Source organism: Sphingomonas ginsenosidivorax, from assembly GCF_007995065.1.
GTDB classification, from domain to species: Bacteria; Pseudomonadota; Alphaproteobacteria; order Sphingomonadales; family Sphingomonadaceae; genus Sphingomonas; species Sphingomonas ginsenosidivorax.
Genome location: NZ_VOQR01000001.1, coordinates 228944 through 248407 on the forward strand (window position 1 = coordinate 228944; position 19464 = coordinate 248407).

Consider the following 19464-nt stretch of genomic DNA (forward strand, 5'->3'; position numbering starts at 1 on the left):
AGGGGTATCCTGCCCCAACGCGCGGGTCCGTCGTTCGGGGGCAGTCCGCCCTCAGCGGCGCACGAGTGCCGTGGTGTCCTCGCTCCGCACCTCGTCGGAGACCTGCCCCCGGGCACGCGGCGCAACGGCGACGGTAACATCGTCCAGCGTCACGCGGTCGGCATGGCGGATATTCACGCCGACGGTATCGTGCGGCTCCAGGGCCACGCCGACATTGGTAGGGCGATTGTCGAAAAGGCCGCCGCGATAACGGGTCCATCGATCCAGCGTGACGTGCACCTTGCGCAACCGGATGTCGGACACGCGGGCGCCGTTCAGCCCCTCGATACGGATGCTGTTTTCGGCGCGCCCGGTCACGTCCTCCACGAGGACGTCGCGGATCGTGCCAATTCGGGTGCTGGCCGTGCGCGGCACCGCGGTGAACGAGATCGCCTCGCCGCGACCCCACCAGGGATCCGCAAAATACTGCGCGACGAACCGGATCTGGCGAAAGACTATGTTGCGGACCGTACCCGCATCGCGCAGCTGGATGCACAGCCCGCGCGAGCTGCGGCGGATCTCGCAGCGTTCGAACAGGATGTCGTGAATGTCCTGGACGGTTTCGGTGCCGATCTTGAGCCCCGAATCCTGCGTTTCGATCACGCAATCCCGCACCGTGATATTGCGCGACGGACCATAGCGTTCGTAACCCGCGGTGGTCTTGATGACGATGGCGTCGTCGCCGCACGTGATCCGACAGTTGCGGATCTCGACGTCCTGACAGTGGTCCGGGTCGATCCCGTCGCAGTTCGGCACGTCGAGCTGGTTGGCGATGGTCAGGCGGTCGATCAGGACGCGGCGACAGCCGACCAGATGCACCGTCCAGTGCGGCGCGCGCGCGAAGGTGAGATCGCGGATTACCAGGTCGGCGCAATCCGCCAGCACGACCAGGCGTGGCCGGAACGGCTTGGGGATCCACCATTCGCCGACCGCGTCGTAGCGTTCCATGAACGCGGGCGAACGCCCGTCGATCGTTCCCGCGCCACTCAGGGTCAGGCCGTGCGCGCCTCTGGCACCCAGGACGCCTGCGAGCGGATCGGCATAGTGCGCGGGATCGGTGCTCACGCACAGCGTCGCGTGTCGCTCGATATGGAAATCGATCCCGCCCGCGAGCGTCAGGGGGCCGGTCAGATAGCGCGCGCTACCGCCGAGGACGACGCGGCCGCCGACCTGCGCGGCGGCATCGATCGTGCGCTGGATCGCGGCGGTGTCGAGCGTCCGGCCATCGCCTTTCGCGCCGAAGCTGCGCGCGTCGAACGTCTTGCGCGACGCAGCGGATAGCGGCGCGGCGAGCGTGCCGACCAGCGCCGCGGTAGACAGGCGCAGCGCGTCGCGACGGGCGTACGTCATTTCGGCGGATCTCCCACGAACGAGACGTCCCAGACCCTGGACAGGCTGGAGCTCCCGGTCGGTCCGTCGACGTGCAGCACGACGACATACTTGCCCGGGCGGGCGTAGCGGTGGACGGGCGAGGGGCCGGTACCGGTCTGTCCGTCGCCAAAGTCCCAGCGCTGCGTCGTGACCGCCGCCTGCGTATCGTCGTGGAACGCGACGGTGCGCGTCGACCGGTCGAGGATCGTGAACGACCAGTCCGCCCGGATCGCGGGCGCAGGGTCGAGCGGCATCAGCCGGAACGCGCGCAACGCAGACGCCTGGCCGTACATCGTGTGTTGCGGGAACGAGAGGTTCCAGAAACGTGACACGCCGGGACCGTCGTGGTCGATGATGGCGAAGCCGAGGCCGACGATCGCGTTTTCGACCAGGCGCGTCTCGACCGATCGTCCCGGTCCCTCCGCATCCGCGAGGTCGAACGGCGTGATCCAGAATTCCGCGGTCAGCTTGCCGCGCTCGCCGGGCTTGAACGCATAGCGATAGGCGATGTTCGACCAGGGCAGCCGCTTGATCCACGCCGCCTGCGGTCCCCAGGCCATCGCCCAGTCCTTGTCGCGCGCGGGCGTGAAGATGTGGTAGTTCTGCGCGTGGCGGTTCTGGAAGGCGAACCACCCGTCGGCGTCCGACAATGTGCGACCGTCGGACGCAAGCGCCCGGGGAGCACCCGGCGGCGCGGTGTCGGGATGGAAGCGCGCGATCAGCGGCCCGCCCGACCGGTCGCCATCGACGATCAGCTCGAGAATGTCCTGCTCGAGCCCCGGCGATGCGAAGTCCCAGTAATCGTCATAGGCCTTGTACAGCACATACAGCCGGTTCATCCCCTTGACCCAGCCCACCTTGATCGTGGCGTTCAGGCTTTTCGGGTCGGGATGTCGACCGCTGCCGTCGTCCGCGCCGAACATCGCGGACCGCACGGTGTAGCTGTCGGGCACCGCCGTCCAGTCGCCGGCATCCCCGTCGATGCGGGGAATCGCATCGGCGGGGAACTGGAACACCTGCAGCACCGCGTCCGGTCGATCGAGCGCAGCGGCCGGACCCGCGCCCAGCAGCAGCGCCGCAAGGATCGCGCGCCGCACGCCTAGAACTTGTACCGCGCGCCCGCGAAGAACTGCCGGCCGGTCTTCGAATAGACCTGCTGGTCGCGCAACGCGACGCCGTCCCAATAGCTGGTCGCCTGGTTGGTCAGGTTGATCGCGTCGAGCGACAGCGTCAGCCCGTCGGTCAGCTTGTACGACAGCGACGCATCGACATTGGTCGTGCTGTACGATCCCGTATAGTCGGCCAGCCCTGAGCGCAGCGGAACCTGGCGGACATATTCGTCGCGATACGCGACCGACACGCGCGCCGACAGCTTGCTGTCCTCGTAATAGAGCGTCGCATTGGCGGCATTCGGCGACACGTTGACCAGGGGCGCGATCAGCGTCGGGCCGCTCGCGTTGGTGGTCAGGATGTAGCGGATGTTCGACTTGATGTGCGTGTAGTTCAGGATCGTGCCGAAGTTCGACAGGAAGCTCGGCAGGAAGGTGAAGGGCTGCTGGTATTGCAGTTCGAACCCCTTGATCTTGCCACCGGTGGTGTTGACGTAGGAGGTGATGTTGGTGGTCGTGTTGGGATCCTGCGCCGGGGTCAGCAGGCCGAGCGGCAGGCCCGCGGCGGCATAGGTCGTGGTCGAGCTGATCTGCTGCACGAAGCTCGCGATATCCTTGTAGAAATACCCTGCCGACAGGATCGCGCCCGGTGCGAAATACCATTCCGCGCTCGCGTCGATATTGGTCGCCCGGTACGGGTCGAGCTGCGGATTGCCGACGGTCGCGGTGAAGGGCGACTGCGCGGTCCCGATCGACCCGCCGGGCGTCAGGAAACCGAGCGACGGACGCGACATCACGCTCGCCGCCGCCGCACGCACCGTCAGCTTGGACGTCACGTCCAGCGCGGCGTTCAGCGCGGGCAGGAAGTCGTCATAGTCGCGCTTCACGCGCACCAGCGTCCCCGTGCCCACGAACCCGCGCGACCGCTGATAGGTCTTGGCGTAGCGCAGGCCGGCGTCGCCGCGCAGCGTCATGCCGTTGGCAAGCGCGATCTTCCAGTCGAGCTGGATGTACGGGCTGATATCCTGTTCGACGACCGCGCGATTGTCGCCCTGCGCGCCGGTGCCGACGCTGCCGATCCGGAAGTCGCCGAACTGGTTGATGCAGTAGCAATCGACATTGTACGCCGCCATGATCCTGTCGATGTCGGGCACGATGAAGCTGTTGCTCGACCCGGCCGGGATACCGATCGTGTCGATGGTGATCGCGGGCAGGCTGACGTCGGCGACGCTGAGCCCGGCAGAGGCCAGCGTCGGGATGACCGTCGTGCCGGCGATGCGCTGCTGGCGTTCCGAGATGAAGGTGAAGCGCTTGGCCGCAATGCCGATCTTGCCGGTCAGTTCGTCGGTCAGGTCGTACTTGAAGTCGACCTTGAGGTTACGCAGCCGGTTGGTCACGCGCGAGGTGAATTCGCGAATGTTGTCGTAGCCGTTCTGGAACTGCCAGTTGGTCGGATTGGTCGCGTCGAAGCCGTAGTTGATCAGCGGCGTCTTCTTGTTGGCGCCGCGCGCGTCGTAGGTGAAACCGTTGCCGTCGAAGCGGCTGAAGGTGACGAGGCGCGAATAGGGGTTGTCGAGCACCGAGTCCGACTGGCCGTACAGGACCGAGGCATGGCCCCGGTCGCCGATCTCCTGCTCGATATGCAGGTCGACCTGGTAGAATTTGGTGGTCGAGACGTCATGGCTGTTGGTGACCGAGAAGTCGGTGCCGTCGAACACGCCGTAGACTAGCTGGCCGTTCTCGACGATGGCATCGCGCACCTTCATGTTCGGCCGGCCGGTGAGCTGCGCTGCGGTCAGCCCGGCGGCCGCGACACCCGCGCCGCGGTTCAGGCTGATCGGGTTGGTCGCGAGGTCGTTCTTGTCCTGCTTGTACCGCGAATAGGCGGCGTCGAGCGTGATGACGCTGGTGTCGCTCGGCTTGAACTGCACCGTGCCCGTCAGGCCGAGGCGCTCCTGCTTGTTGAGGAAGCGGCCATAGCCGGGCAGGCGGGGCACGAAGACGCCGGGCTGGTTGATCGTGTTGTACGCCGCCGGGGTCGAGCCCGGATTGGCGCCGGTCGCCGCGATGCACGGCGAGGTGCGCGGCGCGCTGCCGATCAGCGGGTTGACCGGGGTCGTCGGTGTGTTCGGGACGACCGGGCAGAAGCCGTTGTTGAGATCGCTGAAATCGGTCAGCGCGGTATTGGAATAGGCGTCCTCCTGCGTCACGCGCTTGTTGTAGGCGGCGGACAGCAGCACGCCGATGCGACCATCGGCAAAGGTGTTGCTGATCAGGCCGACGAGACGCGGCGCGACCTTTTCGTTGATGTCGTAATAGGCCGCCTGGCCCGAGATCGCGGCCTGGAACCCTGGATTGTCGAACGGACGCCCGGTCTGCAGGTCGATCGTCGCGCCGAGCGAGCCTTCGTCGACCTCGGCCGACTGGGTCTTGCGCACGACGATCGAATTGAACAGTTCCGACGCGAACACCGAGTAATCGAACGAGCGGCCGCGGTTGACGCCCGCGCCGAGCGTCGAGCCGGTCGTCGCCGAGATCGCCTCGATCCCGTTGAAGCGCGTCCGGCTGAAATCGCCGCCGAGCCCGCGCACGGTGACGGTACGGCCTTCGCCGCCGTCGCGCTCGATCGAGATGCCGGGAATGCGCTGCAGCGAATCGGCGAGGTTGGCATCGGGGAAGTCGGCGATGTCGGCCGCGTTGATCGCGTCGACGACGCCCGCCGACTGCTTCTTGATCTGGATCGCGGACGCGAGCGACTGGCGGAACCCGGTGACGACGATGTCGGGGCCCTGATCGCCAGGCTCGGCGGCGGTGGTCGGCAGCGATTGCTGGTCGGTCGGGGTCGGCTGCTGCGCGGGGGCGGTGATCGCCGGATCCTGCGGGTCGACCGGCGTGTTCTGTGCCACGGCCGTCACGGGCATCGCGAGTGCAGCCGCAAGGACGGCCGTGGCACAGCCGGTGGCGAAGCGACGATGACGAACGGTGCGCATGATAATCCCCTCTCGATGTCCTGTAGAAAGTCTGTCGTGTTGCGCGACCGTGCCGTGTTCTCCGGCGACTGGTCCGCGGTCGTTATTACGCCTTTGCGATCTCGACGGCGTAGACTTGCGTCGCGCCGGAGATGTTCGCGCGGAACACCAGCCATTTGCCGTCCGGCGTGAAGACGCCATTGGGTTCGAGCCGGTAGTCCTGCTTCGCGAGGCTGACCAACTTCTCCGACGTGAAATAGCCGGGATGGATCAGCGTCTCGGCGTTCGGCGCCTTCAGGCCCGCGACGTCCGGAATCCCGTGCGGCGTGAACGCGTACATGTATTTCCCGTCGGGGGCGTGCGCGACCATCTCGGAATCGCCGCCGTCGCCGGAGAACATCGTGCCGTCGGGCGAACTGTTGAAATGCACCGACCATTCGTTGCGCTGCAGGTGATATTTGGTGCGCTTGCCGCTCGCGACCTCATAGCCCGCGACCCAGAAATCCTCGCCGCGCGGGGTCTGCAGGTCGTACCAGATCGTCTTGCCGTCATGGCTGAACCATTCGTGGCCGGCGATCTCCATGTTCATGGTGCGGGTGTGGAGCTTGACCGGCGCCTCGTTCGGCTTGTCGACGCGCATCAGCCACAGCCGGTCGACCTTGTGCCACGGCCCCTCGTGGCAGAACATCAGCAGGTTCGGATCGGTCGGCGAAAACTGAAGGTGGTTGAGCCAGTCGGTCGCGCGCCGCACGGTGCGCTGCTGGCCGGTCCGCGTATCGATGACGAACATCGACATCGGGATCGCCGATTCCAGCCGCTCGTTCATGCGGACTTCCTTCGATTCCGCATAGCTCATCGGACGGCCGTCGGGCCAATTGGCGCGGTAGTCGGCCTGGTCGAACCGCGCATCGCGCTTCGCGAAGGTCTGCAGCACGCCCGCCGTCGCAGCCGGATCGGTGAGGACGCCGCCCAGCAGGGTCTCGTCCGCGTTGATCGTCTGGATGTCGCCGTTCGGTACGTCGGCGATCTTCCGCGCCTTGCCGGTGTCGATGTCGACCGCGAACACGGTCTTGGCGCCCGAACGGTCCCCCGCCGTGCCCAGCGTCTGGTAATAGACCGACCGCGTCTTGTGCCCCGTGAACAACAGGCGGAACGGCTGCGCGATCGCGATGACCGGCGCGAGCTTGCGCGTCTTGAGGTCGTAGGCCGAGATCCCCTTGGGGGTCGAGATCACCAGCTTGTCGCCCTGCGGCGTGAAGCCGTTATAGTTGAAATACAGGCTGGAACTGCCGGGTTCGTCAGAGATCCGGACGATGCGATGCTTGGTGACCGGATCGACCCATTCGCGCGGGGTGGGCGCGGTTTCGGTCCGTTGCGCGGCAACGGCGGTCGGTACTCCGACCAGCATCGACGCGAGGAACAGACGGGTCACGGTGTGGACAACGCGCATCAGGCTCTCTCCCCAACTGGCCCGCGTTTCCCGCCGGTCCATTTATCTCATATTTTGAGACCCCATTGTATATAGTTGGAACGGATTTCGATCAATGAGAAAATCGCGCGCGCCATCGCGGCGCGCCGCGGCAACGTCCTTCGAGAATTTCCGCCATCGATCTCGGAACGATCAGGCTCGCTTGATGGGCATCGGCACCGGCCCCGAATGGGGCGGCATCCTCGGCTGGTCCGGGCGGCCGAGCCCGGTGACGAGGTCGACGATCTGGACCTGTTTTTTGGTCTGGAAGCACCGGTTGGCGGCGATACCGACGAGGCAGGATGCCGCGCCCGCGCGCTCGTCGGCCATGCGCAGCAGCGGGTCGGGCGCGTGCCCGGGGTCGAAGATATCGGCGAGCATCACCGCATCGCCGCCGCCATGGCCACCCGCGCCCTCGTCGGGCGTGATGATCTGCGGCGTGCCGCGCATCGGGATGATCCGCGTCGTCACCACGTCGCGCGAGGCGCGTTCCGCCGCACCGGCGGTCCCACCGCTCTCGACGACGCTATGCTCCAGCCGACCCTTGGTGCCGTTGAACGCGACGTGATACCCTTCCCAGGCGTTGAACGCGTTGAGGCTGTAGCTGAGCGTCGTGCCGCCGGCATAGCCGACGATGACGTTCATCGTGTCCTCGATGCTGATGTCGGGCCGCCAGACGCAGCGGTCGCGGTGATAGCCGTCCAATGCCTCGTTATCGAGGAACAGCGCCTTCAGTCCCGGGTCGGCGGCAAGGTCGAGATAGAAGCTGCACTTCGTCTTTTCGGTGCAGGTCAGGCAGCGGTCGTGCGGTCCGCTCAACCCCATGCGTCTGGCCATTTCCGGCGTATAGAAATCGCGCTTGCCGGTCGCGTCGACGGACACCGGCATGTCCGACAGCCACCAGTTGACCAGGTCGAAATGATGCGTCGCCTTGTGCACCATTAGCCCGCCGGAAATCGGCTTCTGCGAATGCCAGCGGCGGAAATAATCCGCGCCGTGGACGGTGTTGAGCAGCCAGTGGAAATCGACCGACAGCACGTCGCCGATCGCGCCCGACATCAGCAGCCGCTTCACCTGGCTGCGATAGGGCGCGTAGCGATAGTTGAAGTTGACGCGGACGTGGCGGTTGTTGCGCTTGCACGCGTCGATGATCGCCTGCGTCTTGGCGGCGTCGGTGGTCATCGGCTTCTCGGTGATGACGTCGAGCCCGGCATCGAGGCCGCGGACGATATAGTCGACATGCGTCACGTCGGGCGTGGTGACGATCAGGCCGTCGGGTTTCAACTCGTCGATCATCCGCCGGAAGTCGGCGGCGGCATAGGCCTTGGGCGGTCGTGCCCCTGCCTGCGCGGCGCGCCGACCCGCCAGCGCCAGCCGGCCCGCATTGGTATCGCAGATGCCGACGAGCTCAGCATGCGCCTTGTGCGGGCCCCAGATCGCGTCCTGGTACATCCGCGCGCGACTGCCGACGCCGACCTGGACGTAGCGTCTGGGCGCGCCCGTCGCCGCCGATACGCGTCCCGCTACCGCCGCGGCGCTCGCCGCCATGCCGACTAGCACTGCGCGCCGTCCAAGATCGTCCGCCTGCATCGCATCCTCCTCCCAGAGTTATCTTGTGTTTGGCGGGAGGCTAGATCGCAGGGTCTTATATGACAAGTGGCTCCGTCATAGGCTGGACACGGGTCTGCCGTTGACCAGCACGCGGTCGAGCGTCAGCGCCGTGATCCGCTGGACGATGCTCGGCTCGCGCACCCCGTCGAAGCGGCAGTCCCGCAGCGTCAGCCGGCCGACCGGCGCCTGCGGCAGGCCTTGGCAATCGATCACGCGCCCGGTGTTCCGGACGGTGAGCCGCTCGACCACGACGTCGTCGAGCTCGGGGACGAAGCGGCCGTTCGCGCCCTCTTCATAGTTGAAGTCGCAGGTCAGCGCCGCGCGGCCGACCTGTCCCACGGTGATGTTGCGCGCGCGGACATGCGCGATCCGGCCGCCGCGGACGGCGTTGGTCTTGAAGCGCAACGCATACCAGAGGTCAGGGCTGCTCATTGTGCAGTCCTCGGCAAAGACATGCTCGACGCCGCCCGACACCTCGCTGCCGATCACGACGCCACCATGGCCGGCCTTCATCGTGCAGCCGCGGATCAGGATGTCGCGCGACGGCACGGCGATCCGCCGCCCGTCGGCGTTGCGGCCCGATTTGATCGCGATGCAATCGTCGCCGGTGTCGAAGATGCAGCGCTCGATCACCATCCCGTCGACCGATTCCGGGTCGCAGCCGTCATTGTTGGGGCCGAGCCCGGTCACCGTCACGCCGCGCATCGTCACGTCGCGCGACAGCACGGGATGGACGTTCCAGCACGGCGAATCGCGCAGCGTCACGCCCTCGATCAGCACGCCGCGACAGCGTTGGAATTGCAGGAGATTGGGCCGGATATAGCCGCCCGCGCCAAAGCGTCGCTCGGCCACGGGCACGCCCGCTTCGGCCATCGCGAACAGCCGGTCGCGCGCCGGTCGTTGGCTCGGCAGCCCCTCGCGCCAGCCATAATGCTTGCCGCCGCTCCACGACCACCAGGCGGCACCCTGTCCATCGATCGTGCCCCGCCCGGTGACCGCAACGTCCTGCGCGTCGCTCGCGTAGATCAGTGGCGCATAGTTCATCAGTTCCACCCCTTCGAACCGGGTGGCGACGATCGGATACTGCGCGGGGTCGGTGCTGAACAGGATCGTCGCGCCCGCATCCAGATGCAGTTCGACGCGCGACTCCAGCCGGATCGCACCCGTCAGCCAGCGCCCCGCCGGCACAAGCACGCGCCCGCCGCCCGCCGCGGCACAGGCGGCGATCGCATCGGCGAACCCTTGCGTGCACAGCGTGCCGCCGGGCGTCGCGCCATAGGCCCGGATGTCGAACTGCCGGCGTGGAAACCGCGGCACGCGCACCCGCGCGGCTATCCCGCGAGCCCGCGCCCAATCGTCGGCGGCGTCGTCCGGGGCAGGGCGGGCATGCGCCCCGACGGCGACGGCCGCGCTCGCCGCGACGAACGCGCGGCGATTCAACAGATAGGTCAAGGGCAGCTCCCGGTGGTGCGACGTTCGGCACCGATCATCCGGCATATCGAAGCGGAATCAAGCGTCTTTCCCGAAATCGAACACTGTTGTACGACAGGTTCATCGATCCGGTACAAGCCGGTCGCAGGACAGGGAGAGGGCGATGGCAGGCGGAAATCGAGCCAGGACGCGCGTTGTGGCACCCATCGCAGCGTTGGCCGCGACACTGTCGGCCATGCCCGCCACCGCGCAGCTGGCGCCGGTGCCGCCGGCCAGCACGGTCGTGGTCTCGAAGGTCGGCGATGCGCCGACCCGCCTGCCGCCCGCCTATCCGATGCCCTATCTCGATCCGTCCGCCGCGGCGCTCAAGACGGTGATGGACCGCGTGCTCGGCTATATCGAGCGCGAAGCGCCGATCGGGATGGTCGACGCGCGCGGTGCGGCCGTCGAGCTCAACCGGCTCCATCCCGGCGCGGTGTTCAAGCCCGGGTTCGGGCTCACGACCTACGAATGGGGCGTGACCTATTCGGGCGCGCTGCTCGCCGGAGAGGTGACGGGCGACCGCCGCTACACGCGCTACGCCGCCGATCGCGTCAACTTCGTCGCGGACGTCGCCGCACGCTACCGCACCACTCGTGCGAAGGCCGACGCGACGCCGGTCCGCAACATGCTCGCGCCCGATCGCCTCGACGATTCGGGCGCGATGTCAGCCGCGTTGATCAAGCTGCAGCGCGCGGGGCTCGCCAACCGCAACGTCCGCCCGCAGATCGACGTGTATCTCGACTGGATCGCCAATCGGCAGTTCCGCATGCCCGACGGCACGCTCGCGCGGCAGCGGCCGTTGCCGGTCACGCTGTGGCTCGACGACCTTTACATGAGCGTCCCCGGCCTCGCGCAGATGGGCGCGCTGACCGGCGACCGGCGCTACTACGACGACGCCGTCCGCCAGATCCTGCAATTCTCGCAGCGCATGTTCGTCGCCGACAACGGGCTCTACATGCACAGCTGGGTGGAGGGGATGGATCCGCATCCCGCGTTCCACTGGGGGCGCGCAAACGGCTGGGCGGTGGTGGCGATGGTCGAGCTGCTCGACGTGCTGCCCGCCGATCACCCCGGGCGACCCGCAGTGCTGGCGCAGCTTAAGGCGCATATCGCGGGGCTGGCGAAGGTGCAGTCGGGGACCGGCCTGTGGCACCAGCTGCTCGACCGGCCCGATTCGTATCTCGAGACCTCGGCGAGCGCGATGTACGCCTATGCGATGGCGCGCGCGATCAACCGCGGCTGGATCGACCGCCGTGCCTATGCGCCCGTCGCGCTGCTGGCCTGGCAGGGCGTGTCGACCAAGGTGTCGGCCGCGGGCGAGGTCGAGGACGTATGCGTCGGGACCGGGGTGGGCTTCGACCCGGCCTTCTATTATTTTCGCCCGCGCCACGTCCGCGCCGCGCACGGCTATGGCCCGGTGCTGCTGGCCGGGGCAGAGGTGATCACGATGCTACGCGGCGGCGGCCCGATCGAGGGCGGCAACGGGCAGGGCGTCATATTCCGCTGAACCTGCGGGCAGGCGCGTGACGCGTGGCCAACCCTCTCAAAAATCCCAACTATTGAGATGTTGTCTTATGCCCACTTTACAGCCTCGAAAAGATCGATGATACCGGTGGCATAATAAGAATGTTTCAGGGCTGGAGAGGATATCGAGACCGCCAAGGCTCGATGGCTCTCCGTGTAAAAAGGGGAGTGATGATGAACACGCCATTGGGTCGCGCCGCCATGTCCGCATGCGGTACCGTTTCCGGGCTGGCTCTGGCGATCGCGATCGCCGCCGCGCCTGCCGCCGCGCAGACTGCGCCGCAGACGACGCCGACCGCGCCGCAAGCTGATACCGGACCGGTGACCCCGCCCACCGATACGCCGACCGGCACCGGCACCCCCGAACTTCCCGCCGAAGAGCAGGACATCGTCGTCACCGGGTTCCGCGCGTCGCTGAACAGCGCGATCAACATCAAGCGCAACGAAACCGCCGCGATCGACAGCATCGTGGCCGAGGATATCGGCAAGTTCCCCGACTCCAACCTCGCGGAATCGATGCAGCGCATCCCGGGCGTGGCGCTGTCGCGCGGCGATGGTGGTGAGGGAAAGAACATCTCGGTCCGCGGGCTCGGCGCCGCGTTCACCCGCGTCCGGATCAACGGCATGGAAGGCACGTCGCAGACCGGCGCCTCCGACATCTACGGCGCGGGCAATTCGGGCCGCAGCTTCGACTTCAACGCCTTCCCGACCGAGATCTTCTCGGCGCTGGCGGTGCGCAAGACGCCCTCGGCCGATGTCGAGGAGGGATCGCTCGGCGCGACCGTCGATCTGAAGGCGCCGCATCCGCTCGACTTCAAGACCGACTTCGTCTTCACCGCCACCGCGCGCGGCATCTATAACGAGCTCGCCAAGACCGTGGACCCGCGCGCGTCCGTCCTAGTGTCGAAGAAGTTCGCCGACGGTACGCTCGGCGTGCTCGGCTCGTTCGCCTACGGCAAGCGCAACCTGCGCGAGGTCGGCTATTCCGCGGTCAACATCCTGCCCGCCTATATCGACGGCGGCTTCTGCTCGCCGGTCGGCTTCGCGCCGCAGAACCCGGCGACGAATGCTGCGCGCGGCACCAACGCCGCCAATTGCAGCACCAACAACCCGCGGACCAGCACGACTGCGGCGTACAACACCATCCAGGGTCTGCGCGGGATTACCAACCAGCCCGGGGGCGGGGCGTTCCTGCCGCGCATCCCGCGCTACGTGAATTCCGAACAGGACGCCGAACGCATGGGCGGCACGCTGACGTTGCAGTGGAAGCCCGACGAGAACACCGACATTTCGCTCGACGGGCTCTATTCGCGCTTCAAGGTCGAACGCCGCGACAACTATATCGGTGCGATCTCGTTCGGCCGTACCGCCACCAATGGCGGCAAGCCGATGACCTCGGTCCGCGACATCGCGTTCGATTCGCTCGGCTCGCTGCAATATGGCCTGTTCGACGGCGTCGACATCCGTTCGGAAGGGCTGGTCGACCGCTTTACCTCGACCTTCAAGCAGGGCACGCTGAACTTCGAGCACCGCTTCTCCGACCGGTTCAAGGTCACCGCGCTCGCCGGCTATTCGCATTCGCGCTTCTACAGCCCGCTGCGACTGCAGACCTTCATGGATATCATCGACGCCGACGGCTTCTCGATCGACTTCCGCAACGGCGGCAACATCCCGACGATCGGCTTCGGCACCGACGTCGCGAACCCCGGAAACTTCAGCTACGCGCCTAGCCCCGACGGCAACTTCACCGTGCTCGGCGGGTTCAGCACCGCCGGCCGGCCGCTGACGCAGGACACGCGCAACAAGACGTTCGAGGGCAACCTCGAATGGAACGTCGTCGACAATTTCGCGGTCAAGGCCGGCGGCCAGTTCCGCGAGAGCGACTTCCAGATCCGCGGCCAGAACCTCATCCCCAGCCAGGTCGCGGTCCGCGCGCTGCCCGCGGGCACCACGCTCGCCAGCATCACCCGGCAGATCACCGATTTCGGCAAGCTGCTCGGTTCGGGCCCGGCGGAATTCGCGGCGATCGATTCGAAGAAGTGGCGTGAGGCATTCGGCTTCGACAGCTTCCAGTATTGCGGGGTCGAATGCGGTGCCGCGCGCTCCGGCGTGCGCGAACAGATCACCAGCGGCTACCTGATGACGACGTTCAATACCGAAGGCGTGTTGCCGTTCACCGTCCGCGGCGACGCCGGCGTCCGTTATGTTCATACGCAGCAGGATTCGTTCGGCTTCATCCCGGTCGCGGCGCCCGCCGGCGCGCAATATCCGACGGTCGGCCGCCGCGGCGACGTCAACCGGTCGTACGAGGACTGGCTGCCGTCGATGAACCTGGTCGCCGAGATCACGCCCAAGCTCCAGGCTCGCTTCTCCGCCGCCGCGGTGATGTCGCGTCCCGAGCTCGGTCAGCTGACCCCGGTATCGGGCGTCACGGTCGCCACCCGCACCGGCACCGTCAACAACCCGTTCCTCGACCCGATCCGCGCGAACACCTTCGATGCCGCGCTGGAATGGTATTTCGCGCCCGGCTCGTTGCTGTCGGTCGCGTATTTCCACAAGAACATCGAGACCTACATCCAGTCGATCTCGGAGCAGGTGCCGTATAGCTCGCTCGGCCTGCCCGACGCGCTGCTCGACGGGACGCCGTCGACGCCGGCCGATATCTTTACCGTCAACCGGTCGAACAACACGCCGGGCGGCAAGCTCAACGGCTTCGAGGTCAACGCGCAGGTGCAGCTGAGCTTCCTGCCGGGGTTCCTGTCGAACTTCGGCGTCCTCGGCAGCTACACGCGCGTGAAATCGAAGATTACCTACATCCTGTCGCCGATCCAGACGACGGTCGACGACCTGATCGACCTGTCGAAGAACGCCGCCAGCGGCACGCTCTATTACGAGGACGATCGCTTCAGCATCCGCGGCACCGCCAGCTACCGCGACAAGTTCAACCGCGGCATTCCGTCGGGCGCGAACGACAGCGACGTCCGCGCCAACGCCTCGACTTTGTTCGTCGATGCCTCGGCCTCGTACAACATCAGCGAGAACCTCAAGCTGATCCTCGAGGCGCAGAACCTGACCGACGAGCGCAACACGCTGTTCATCGACAGCAAGCGTCAGGACACGCTGTTCGAAACCCGCCTGGGTCGCACCTTCACAGTCGGCGCGACGGTGAAGTTCTGACGCGATCGGGCAGGGGGACGGCGGTGGCGGGACGATCGTGGACGCGGGCGATCGTCCTGCCGGTGCTCGGGTTGCTCGCGGATTGCGCGACGACGGCCGGTGCGGACACCGGACACTACCGGGTCCGCACCGCGTGCGGCGCGATGCTCGGCTGTTTCACCGGCATCCAAGCGGCCCTCGACGCGGCGGATCGCGACACGTCCGGGCGGTGGATCACCGTCGATATTGGCGCAGGCGCGTTCCGCGAAAAGGTCGTGCTTCGCCGCAGCCGCGTGCGGCTGGTCGGCAGCGGTGCGGCGCGGACCCGGCTGTCGTTCGATGCGGTCGCCGAACATGCCGGCCGCTACGACCGCGCGCACTGGGGTACCGCGGGGTCGGCGACGCTGACCATCGACGCCGACGAGGTCGCGGTCACCGGCATCACGATCGAGAACGCGTTCGACTACCTCGCCAATGATGCCCTGCCGGCCGGCGATCCGCGCAAGATCGGCAATTCGCAAGGCGTCGCGGTGATGCTCGACGTGCACAGCGACCGCGTCGCCTTGGACCGGGTCGCGATCCTCGGCTACCAGGACACGCTGTTCACGCGCGGCAAGCGCGCTGTCATCCGCGGCAGCGTGATCGCCGGCAATATCGACTTCATCTTCGGCAACGGCACGCTGCTGATCGAGGACAGCGAGGTCCGTACGCGGCGCCGCGCCGTACCCACGCCGCCCGACGGCTTCGCCTCGTTCATCACCGCGCCCTCGACCCAGCTGTCGCAACCGATCGGCATCGTCGTCTATCGCTCGCGCCTGACGCGAGAGCCGGGGGTGGAGGACGCGAGCGTGGCGCTCGGTCGTCCCTGGCACCCGACCACGACGTTCGCGGACGGCCGCTACGCCGATCCGCAGGCGGTCGGGCAGGCGGCGTTCGTCGACTGCACCATGGACGTGCACATCCACCCTGATCGCTGGACCGGCATGGCGGGCACCGCGCGCGACGGGACCAAGAGCCGGATCTTCCTCCCCGCCGAATCCCGCTTCGCCGAAACAGGTTCCCGCGGCCCGGGCGCCCGCCGCAACCGCGCAGCCGAAGGCAACACCGAATACGACATCGCCCATACGCGAAAACTCATCTTTGCCGGATGGTCGCCCAAAGGCTGAGGCGCTCTGATCTGACGTCAGTCCGGATCTCGGCGACCCTGGTCAGCGGCTGGCCGGTCGGATCCGGCGATCCCGATCACGGCGGCGGCGACAGCGCCGATCGCGGCGGCACCGGCAAGCAAAGGCCTGGCTTTGGCCCAAAACAGGCTTCGGTCGGTGGTATCGGCAAGTGCGGCGGGATCGCCGGTGAAAAGCTGGACCAGATGCCGCGCGACCGACTGCGGATTCTCGCGTTGCGGGAAATGGCCCACGCCCGCCATTGTCACGAACGCGAACGGACCGCTGAACTTGCCCGGCACGGCCTTGGTTGCCTGGGGCGGGTTCACGCCGTCTTCCGCGCCCTGGATGTACATCGTCGGCAACGACAATGTCTGTGTCGCCCTGACCTTGTCCTCGAGCCATTGGCTGCGCGGATCGGGCTCGGCTTCGTCCCAGCGCGCGCGGTAGCTGTGCAGCGTGACGTCGACCCAGTCGGGATTCTCGAACGACGTCGCGACCTGCTGGAAGGTCGCCTCGTCGAACCAGCCCGGCGGCGACCAGTTGACCCAGTGGATGTGCGCGAAGCCCTTCCGGTCGTCGCGCACCGCCTGCGCGCCGCGCGCGGTTGCCATGAACCAATGATACCATTGCCGCTGCGCCTGCTCGAACGGTGGTGTCGGCATGCCGCCAAGCCGGGGCGGGGTGGCGAGCATCGCCATGCGCCCGATGCGATCGGGCCAGCCCACGGCCATGGCTTCGGCGGTATTCGACCCCCAGTCATGCCCGGCTACCATGAAACGGTCGATGCCGAGACCGTCCATCAGCGCGATGGCGTCGATCGCCAGGATCGCGCTGTTGCCGGTCCGCGGCGCGCTGTCCGATACGAAACGGGTCGCCCCGAAACCCCGCAGGCTCGGTACGATGACGCGCAACCCGGCCGCGATCAGCGTGGGAACCACGGCATCCCAGCTCGACGCATCGTCAGGCCAGCCGTGGAGTAGCAGGACCGGCGGATCGCCAGGGTTGCCATGGTCGGCATAGTCGATGACGAGATGGTCGGTGGTCAGCTTGGGCATGGATCGCAACCGTTATTGACGATTGCTCTCAAACCCGGTCGGCGCGTGCGCGTTCCTCGTCCGTGGCGGACGTAATGCGGACTTCGATGGCTTAATGGTGCACCCGACAAGATTCGAACTTGTGACCCCTGCCTTCGGAGGGCAGTGCTCTATCCAGCTGAGCTACGGGTGCGCTGTGGGTCGCGTAGCAAAGCCGGGGCGGGGGCGCCAGCCGTTTTCATCGCTTTGGGCGCTGGTGTCTTCGGCTTGTAGGCACAGAGGTCGGCGACGATGCAGCGCCAGCATTCGGGCGTGCGCGCCTTGCAGACATAGCGGCCGTGCAGGATCAGCCAGTGATGCGCGTGGAGGCGGAACGGCTGCGGCGTCGCCTTGTCCAGTTTGAGTTCGACCGCCAGCGGGGTCTTGCCGCGCGCCAGCCCGGTACGGTTGCCGACGCGGAAGATATGCGTGTCGACCGCGAAGGTCTCGGCCCCGAACGCGACGTTCATCACCACGTTCGCGGTCTTGCGACCGACCCCCGGGAGTCGTTCGAGCGACTCGCGGTCGGGGGGCACCTCGCCACCAAATTCGTCGATCAGCATCTGCGATAGCGCGATGACGTTCTTCGCCTTGGTGTTGAACAGGCCGATCGTGCGGATATGCGCCTTGAGCCCGTCGAGCCCGAGCGCGACCATCTTCGCCGGGGTAGCGACCTCCGCGAACAGCGCGCGCGTCGCCTTGTTGACGCCGGCGTCGGTCGCCTGCGCCGACAGCGCGACCGCGACGACCAAAGTGAACGGATTGACGAATTCGAGCTCGGTCTCGGGATGCGGATCAGCCTCCGCCAGTCGCGCGTAGAAGTCGACGACGTCCGCCTTCTTCACAGGCTCACGTTCTTCACAGGCCCACCTTCTTCACAGGCCCAGCACGTCGCCCATCCGGTAGCGCCCGGCCGGCTGGTCGGCCAGCCACAACGCCGCGCGTACCGCACCGCGGGCGAAGATCGAGCGATCGTCGCCGCGGTGGTTGAGTTCGATCCGCTCGCCTTCGCCCGCGAAGATCACGCTGTGGTCGCCGATCACCGATCCGCCGCGCAGGGAGGCAAAGCCGATCGTGCCCTCGCTGCGGCTGCCGACCAGCCCGGCACGGCTGTCGACGCGCAACTCGGCGAGCGACGATCCGCGCCCCTTCGCGGCGGCTTCGCCGAGCAGCAGCGCGGTGCCGGACGGGGCATCGACCTTGTGGCGATGATGCATCTCGACGATCTCGACGTCCCAGTCGGGCCCGAGCCGCGCCGCGGCCTCGCGCACCAGGATGCCGAGCAGCGTCACGCCGAGCGACGTGTTGCCGGTCTGGAGCACGGCGATGTCAAGCGCGGCCTCGTCGATCAGGGACTGGTGGCGCGGCGAGAGGCCGGTGGTGCCGACGACGATACCGGTTCCGGCGGCGCGGGCAGCGGCCAGATGCGCTTCGAGCGCCGAGGGGGTCGAGAAGTCGACCAGCACGTCGGCGGTGGTCGCGAGCGGGGCGGGGTCGTCGCCGGCATCGACGCCACCAGCCAGCTGTGCCCCCGCCGCCTCGATCGCGTCGGTGATCGCGCGGCCCATCCGGCCGGCGCTGCCGTAGATTCCGATCGCGGTCATGCCACGTCCCTCGCCGCAAATGGCCGATATGTCTGAGTAGGCATCCGCCATCCTTGGCACAAAGCAAGGGGGCGGCGACAGTGGGTTTCGAAACCATTGCGACGAACGCATCCCCGGTCTAGGCGAACCGGCAATGCACGAGTCCTATCTGAACCAGTCGGACTCCGCGCGCCGCCGCCGTATGGCAGCGATCGCCCTGACGCTGCTGGCGCACGTGCTGATCATCTGGGTGCTGTTGAACCTGTCGCCCAGCCTGACGCCGCGCCTTCTCGAGCGCACGCTGAGCACGTTCCAGGTGACACCGCCCCCGCCGCCGCCGCAACTCGCGCAGGCGATCACCGAGAAGCCGACCGTGAAGAAGACCGGCGGATCGCAGGCCCGTGCGAAGGACCCGGTACCCAAGGCGCCCGCACCGCCGGCCGCGCAGGCGCCGGTCTCGCCGTTCGGGCTGTTGCCGGGTGGAGCGGCACTGTTCGAGGCGGCGGATATCGGCAAGCTGCCCCAGCATCCCGAGGATCGCGAGACCGGCGGCAGTGGCGACGGCGCCGGCAAGGGCAAGGACAGCGCGTCGGTCTATGGCCCGGGCGAGGGGCCGGGTGGCGAGCGGCTGTACGACGTCGACTGGGTCAAGCGCCCGACCGATGCCGAGCTATCGCCGTTCCTCCCGGCCAATGTTCCGGCCGGCAGCTGGGCGATGATCGCGTGCCGGATGGTCGAGGGCTACCGCGTCGAGAATTGCCGCTCGCTGGGCGAATCGCCGCCGGGGTCGGGGCTCGCGCGCGGGATGCGGCTGGCGTCGTGGCAGTTCCGGGTATTCCCGCCGCGGGTGGGGACCAGGAAGATCATCGGCGGCTGGGTACGCATCCGGATGGATTTCACCAAGAGCGCGACGCGGTAGGGC

General features: G+C 67.2%; 13 protein-coding genes and 1 tRNA gene. 4 read left to right on the forward strand and 10 right to left on the reverse strand.

Features of this window, described 5'->3' with window-relative positions:
• Positions 1-51: 51 nt before the first annotated feature.
• The 6 genes from FSB78_RS01040 to FSB78_RS01065 all read right to left on the reverse strand — a co-directional run bounded on the left by FSB78_RS01040 (position 52) and on the right by FSB78_RS01065 (position 10019).
• Positions 52-1389: a glycoside hydrolase family 28 protein gene (locus FSB78_RS01040; RefSeq protein WP_147079211.1), complete on the reverse strand. Its 1338-nt coding sequence runs from the start codon at positions 1387-1389 to the stop codon at positions 52-54.
• Positions 1386-2507: a PKD domain-containing protein gene (locus tag FSB78_RS01045; RefSeq protein WP_147079213.1), complete on the reverse strand. Its 1122-nt coding sequence runs from the start codon at positions 2505-2507 to the stop codon at positions 1386-1388. Before FSB78_RS01045 ends, FSB78_RS01040 begins: the two co-directional genes overlap by 4 nt.
• A 2-nt stretch (positions 2508-2509) precedes the next feature.
• Positions 2510-5509: a TonB-dependent receptor gene (locus FSB78_RS01050; protein WP_158637940.1), complete on the reverse strand. Its 3000-nt coding sequence runs from the start codon at positions 5507-5509 to the stop codon at positions 2510-2512.
• A gap of 85 nt (positions 5510-5594) precedes the next feature.
• Positions 5595-6938 carry an oligogalacturonate lyase family protein gene (locus tag FSB78_RS01055; RefSeq protein WP_147079216.1) on the reverse strand — a complete coding sequence of 448 codons (1344 nt, stop codon included), beginning with the start codon at positions 6936-6938 and terminating at the stop codon, positions 5595-5597.
• A 171-nt stretch (positions 6939-7109) separates the two neighbouring features.
• Positions 7110-8546, reverse strand: coding sequence for a Gfo/Idh/MocA family protein (locus tag FSB78_RS01060; protein WP_147079218.1), 1437 nt, complete (start codon positions 8544-8546; stop codon positions 7110-7112).
• 75 nt (positions 8547-8621) lie between these two features.
• Complete coding sequence (locus tag FSB78_RS01065) at positions 8622-10019, reverse strand: glycoside hydrolase family 28 protein (RefSeq protein ID WP_242007898.1); 1398 nt, start codon at positions 10017-10019, stop codon at positions 8622-8624.
• A gap of 175 nt (positions 10020-10194) precedes the next feature.
• Here FSB78_RS01065 and FSB78_RS01070 point away from each other — a divergent pair, with 175 nt between their 5' ends.
• From FSB78_RS01070 to FSB78_RS01080, 3 genes are all read left to right on the forward strand, one after another.
• Positions 10195-11547 carry a glycoside hydrolase family 88/105 protein gene (locus FSB78_RS01070; protein WP_199743094.1) on the forward strand — a complete coding sequence of 451 codons (1353 nt, stop codon included), beginning with the start codon at positions 10195-10197 and terminating at the stop codon, positions 11545-11547.
• A 191-nt stretch (positions 11548-11738) separates the two neighbouring features.
• Positions 11739-14741, forward strand: a complete 3003-nt coding sequence (locus tag FSB78_RS01075; protein ID WP_242007900.1) for a TonB-dependent receptor — start codon at positions 11739-11741, stop codon at positions 14739-14741.
• Between the two features lie 23 nt (positions 14742-14764).
• The gene (locus FSB78_RS01080; protein ID WP_242007902.1) at positions 14765-15886 is read left to right on the forward strand and encodes a pectinesterase family protein; all 1122 of its coding nucleotides are present in this window, start codon (positions 14765-14767) and stop codon (positions 15884-15886) included.
• A gap of 17 nt (positions 15887-15903) precedes the next feature.
• On the opposite strand, the gene FSB78_RS01085 is transcribed toward FSB78_RS01080, so the two are convergent.
• The 4 genes from FSB78_RS01085 to dapB form a co-directional block, all read right to left on the reverse strand.
• Positions 15904-16941 (reverse strand): alpha/beta fold hydrolase, encoded by a 1038-nt coding sequence (locus FSB78_RS01085; RefSeq protein ID WP_147079222.1) that lies wholly within the window; start codon positions 16939-16941, stop codon positions 15904-15906.
• Between the two features lie 95 nt (positions 16942-17036).
• Positions 17037-17113: transfer RNA gene (locus FSB78_RS01090), tRNA-Arg, on the reverse strand.
• Positions 17091-17804 carry an endonuclease III gene (gene nth / locus FSB78_RS01095; protein ID WP_147079224.1) on the reverse strand — a complete coding sequence of 238 codons (714 nt, stop codon included), beginning with the start codon at positions 17802-17804 and terminating at the stop codon, positions 17091-17093. The genes FSB78_RS01090 and nth overlap by 23 nt, the downstream gene beginning before the upstream one ends.
• Before the next feature lie 30 nt (positions 17805-17834).
• On the reverse strand, positions 17835-18563 hold the full coding sequence (gene dapB, locus FSB78_RS01100; protein ID WP_147079227.1) for a 4-hydroxy-tetrahydrodipicolinate reductase: 729 nt from the start codon (positions 18561-18563) through the stop codon (positions 17835-17837).
• Between the two features lie 133 nt (positions 18564-18696).
• On the opposite strand from dapB, the gene FSB78_RS01105 reads away from it, so the two are divergent.
• Positions 18697-19461, forward strand: coding sequence for a hypothetical protein (locus FSB78_RS01105; protein WP_147079229.1), 765 nt, complete (start codon positions 18697-18699; stop codon positions 19459-19461).
• Positions 19462-19464: the final 3 nt, after the last annotated feature.

What these genes read in the sequence shown, in the direction of transcription:
- FSB78_RS01040 (WP_147079211.1), bottom strand. Translation starts at nt 1,389, where the DNA reads ATGACGTACGCCCGTCGCGACGCGCTGCGCCTGTCTACCGCGGCGCTG.
- FSB78_RS01050 (WP_158637940.1), bottom strand. Translation starts at nt 5,509, where the DNA reads ATGCGCACCGTTCGTCATCGTCGCTTCGCCACCGGCTGTGCCACGGCC.
- FSB78_RS01055 (WP_147079216.1), bottom strand. Translation starts at nt 6,938, where the DNA reads ATGCGCGTTGTCCACACCGTGACCCGTCTGTTCCTCGCGTCGATGCTG.
- FSB78_RS01060 (WP_147079218.1), bottom strand. Translation starts at nt 8,546, where the DNA reads ATGCAGGCGGACGATCTTGGACGGCGCGCAGTGCTAGTCGGCATGGCG.
- FSB78_RS01075 (WP_242007900.1), top strand. Translation starts at nt 11,739, where the DNA reads ATGAACACGCCATTGGGTCGCGCCGCCATGTCCGCATGCGGTACCGTT.
- FSB78_RS01085 (WP_147079222.1), bottom strand. Translation starts at nt 16,941, where the DNA reads ATGCCCAAGCTGACCACCGACCATCTCGTCATCGACTATGCCGACCAT.
- dapB (WP_147079227.1), bottom strand. Translation starts at nt 18,563, where the DNA reads ATGACCGCGATCGGAATCTACGGCAGCGCCGGCCGGATGGGCCGCGCG.
- FSB78_RS01105 (WP_147079229.1), top strand. Translation starts at nt 18,697, where the DNA reads ATGCACGAGTCCTATCTGAACCAGTCGGACTCCGCGCGCCGCCGCCGT.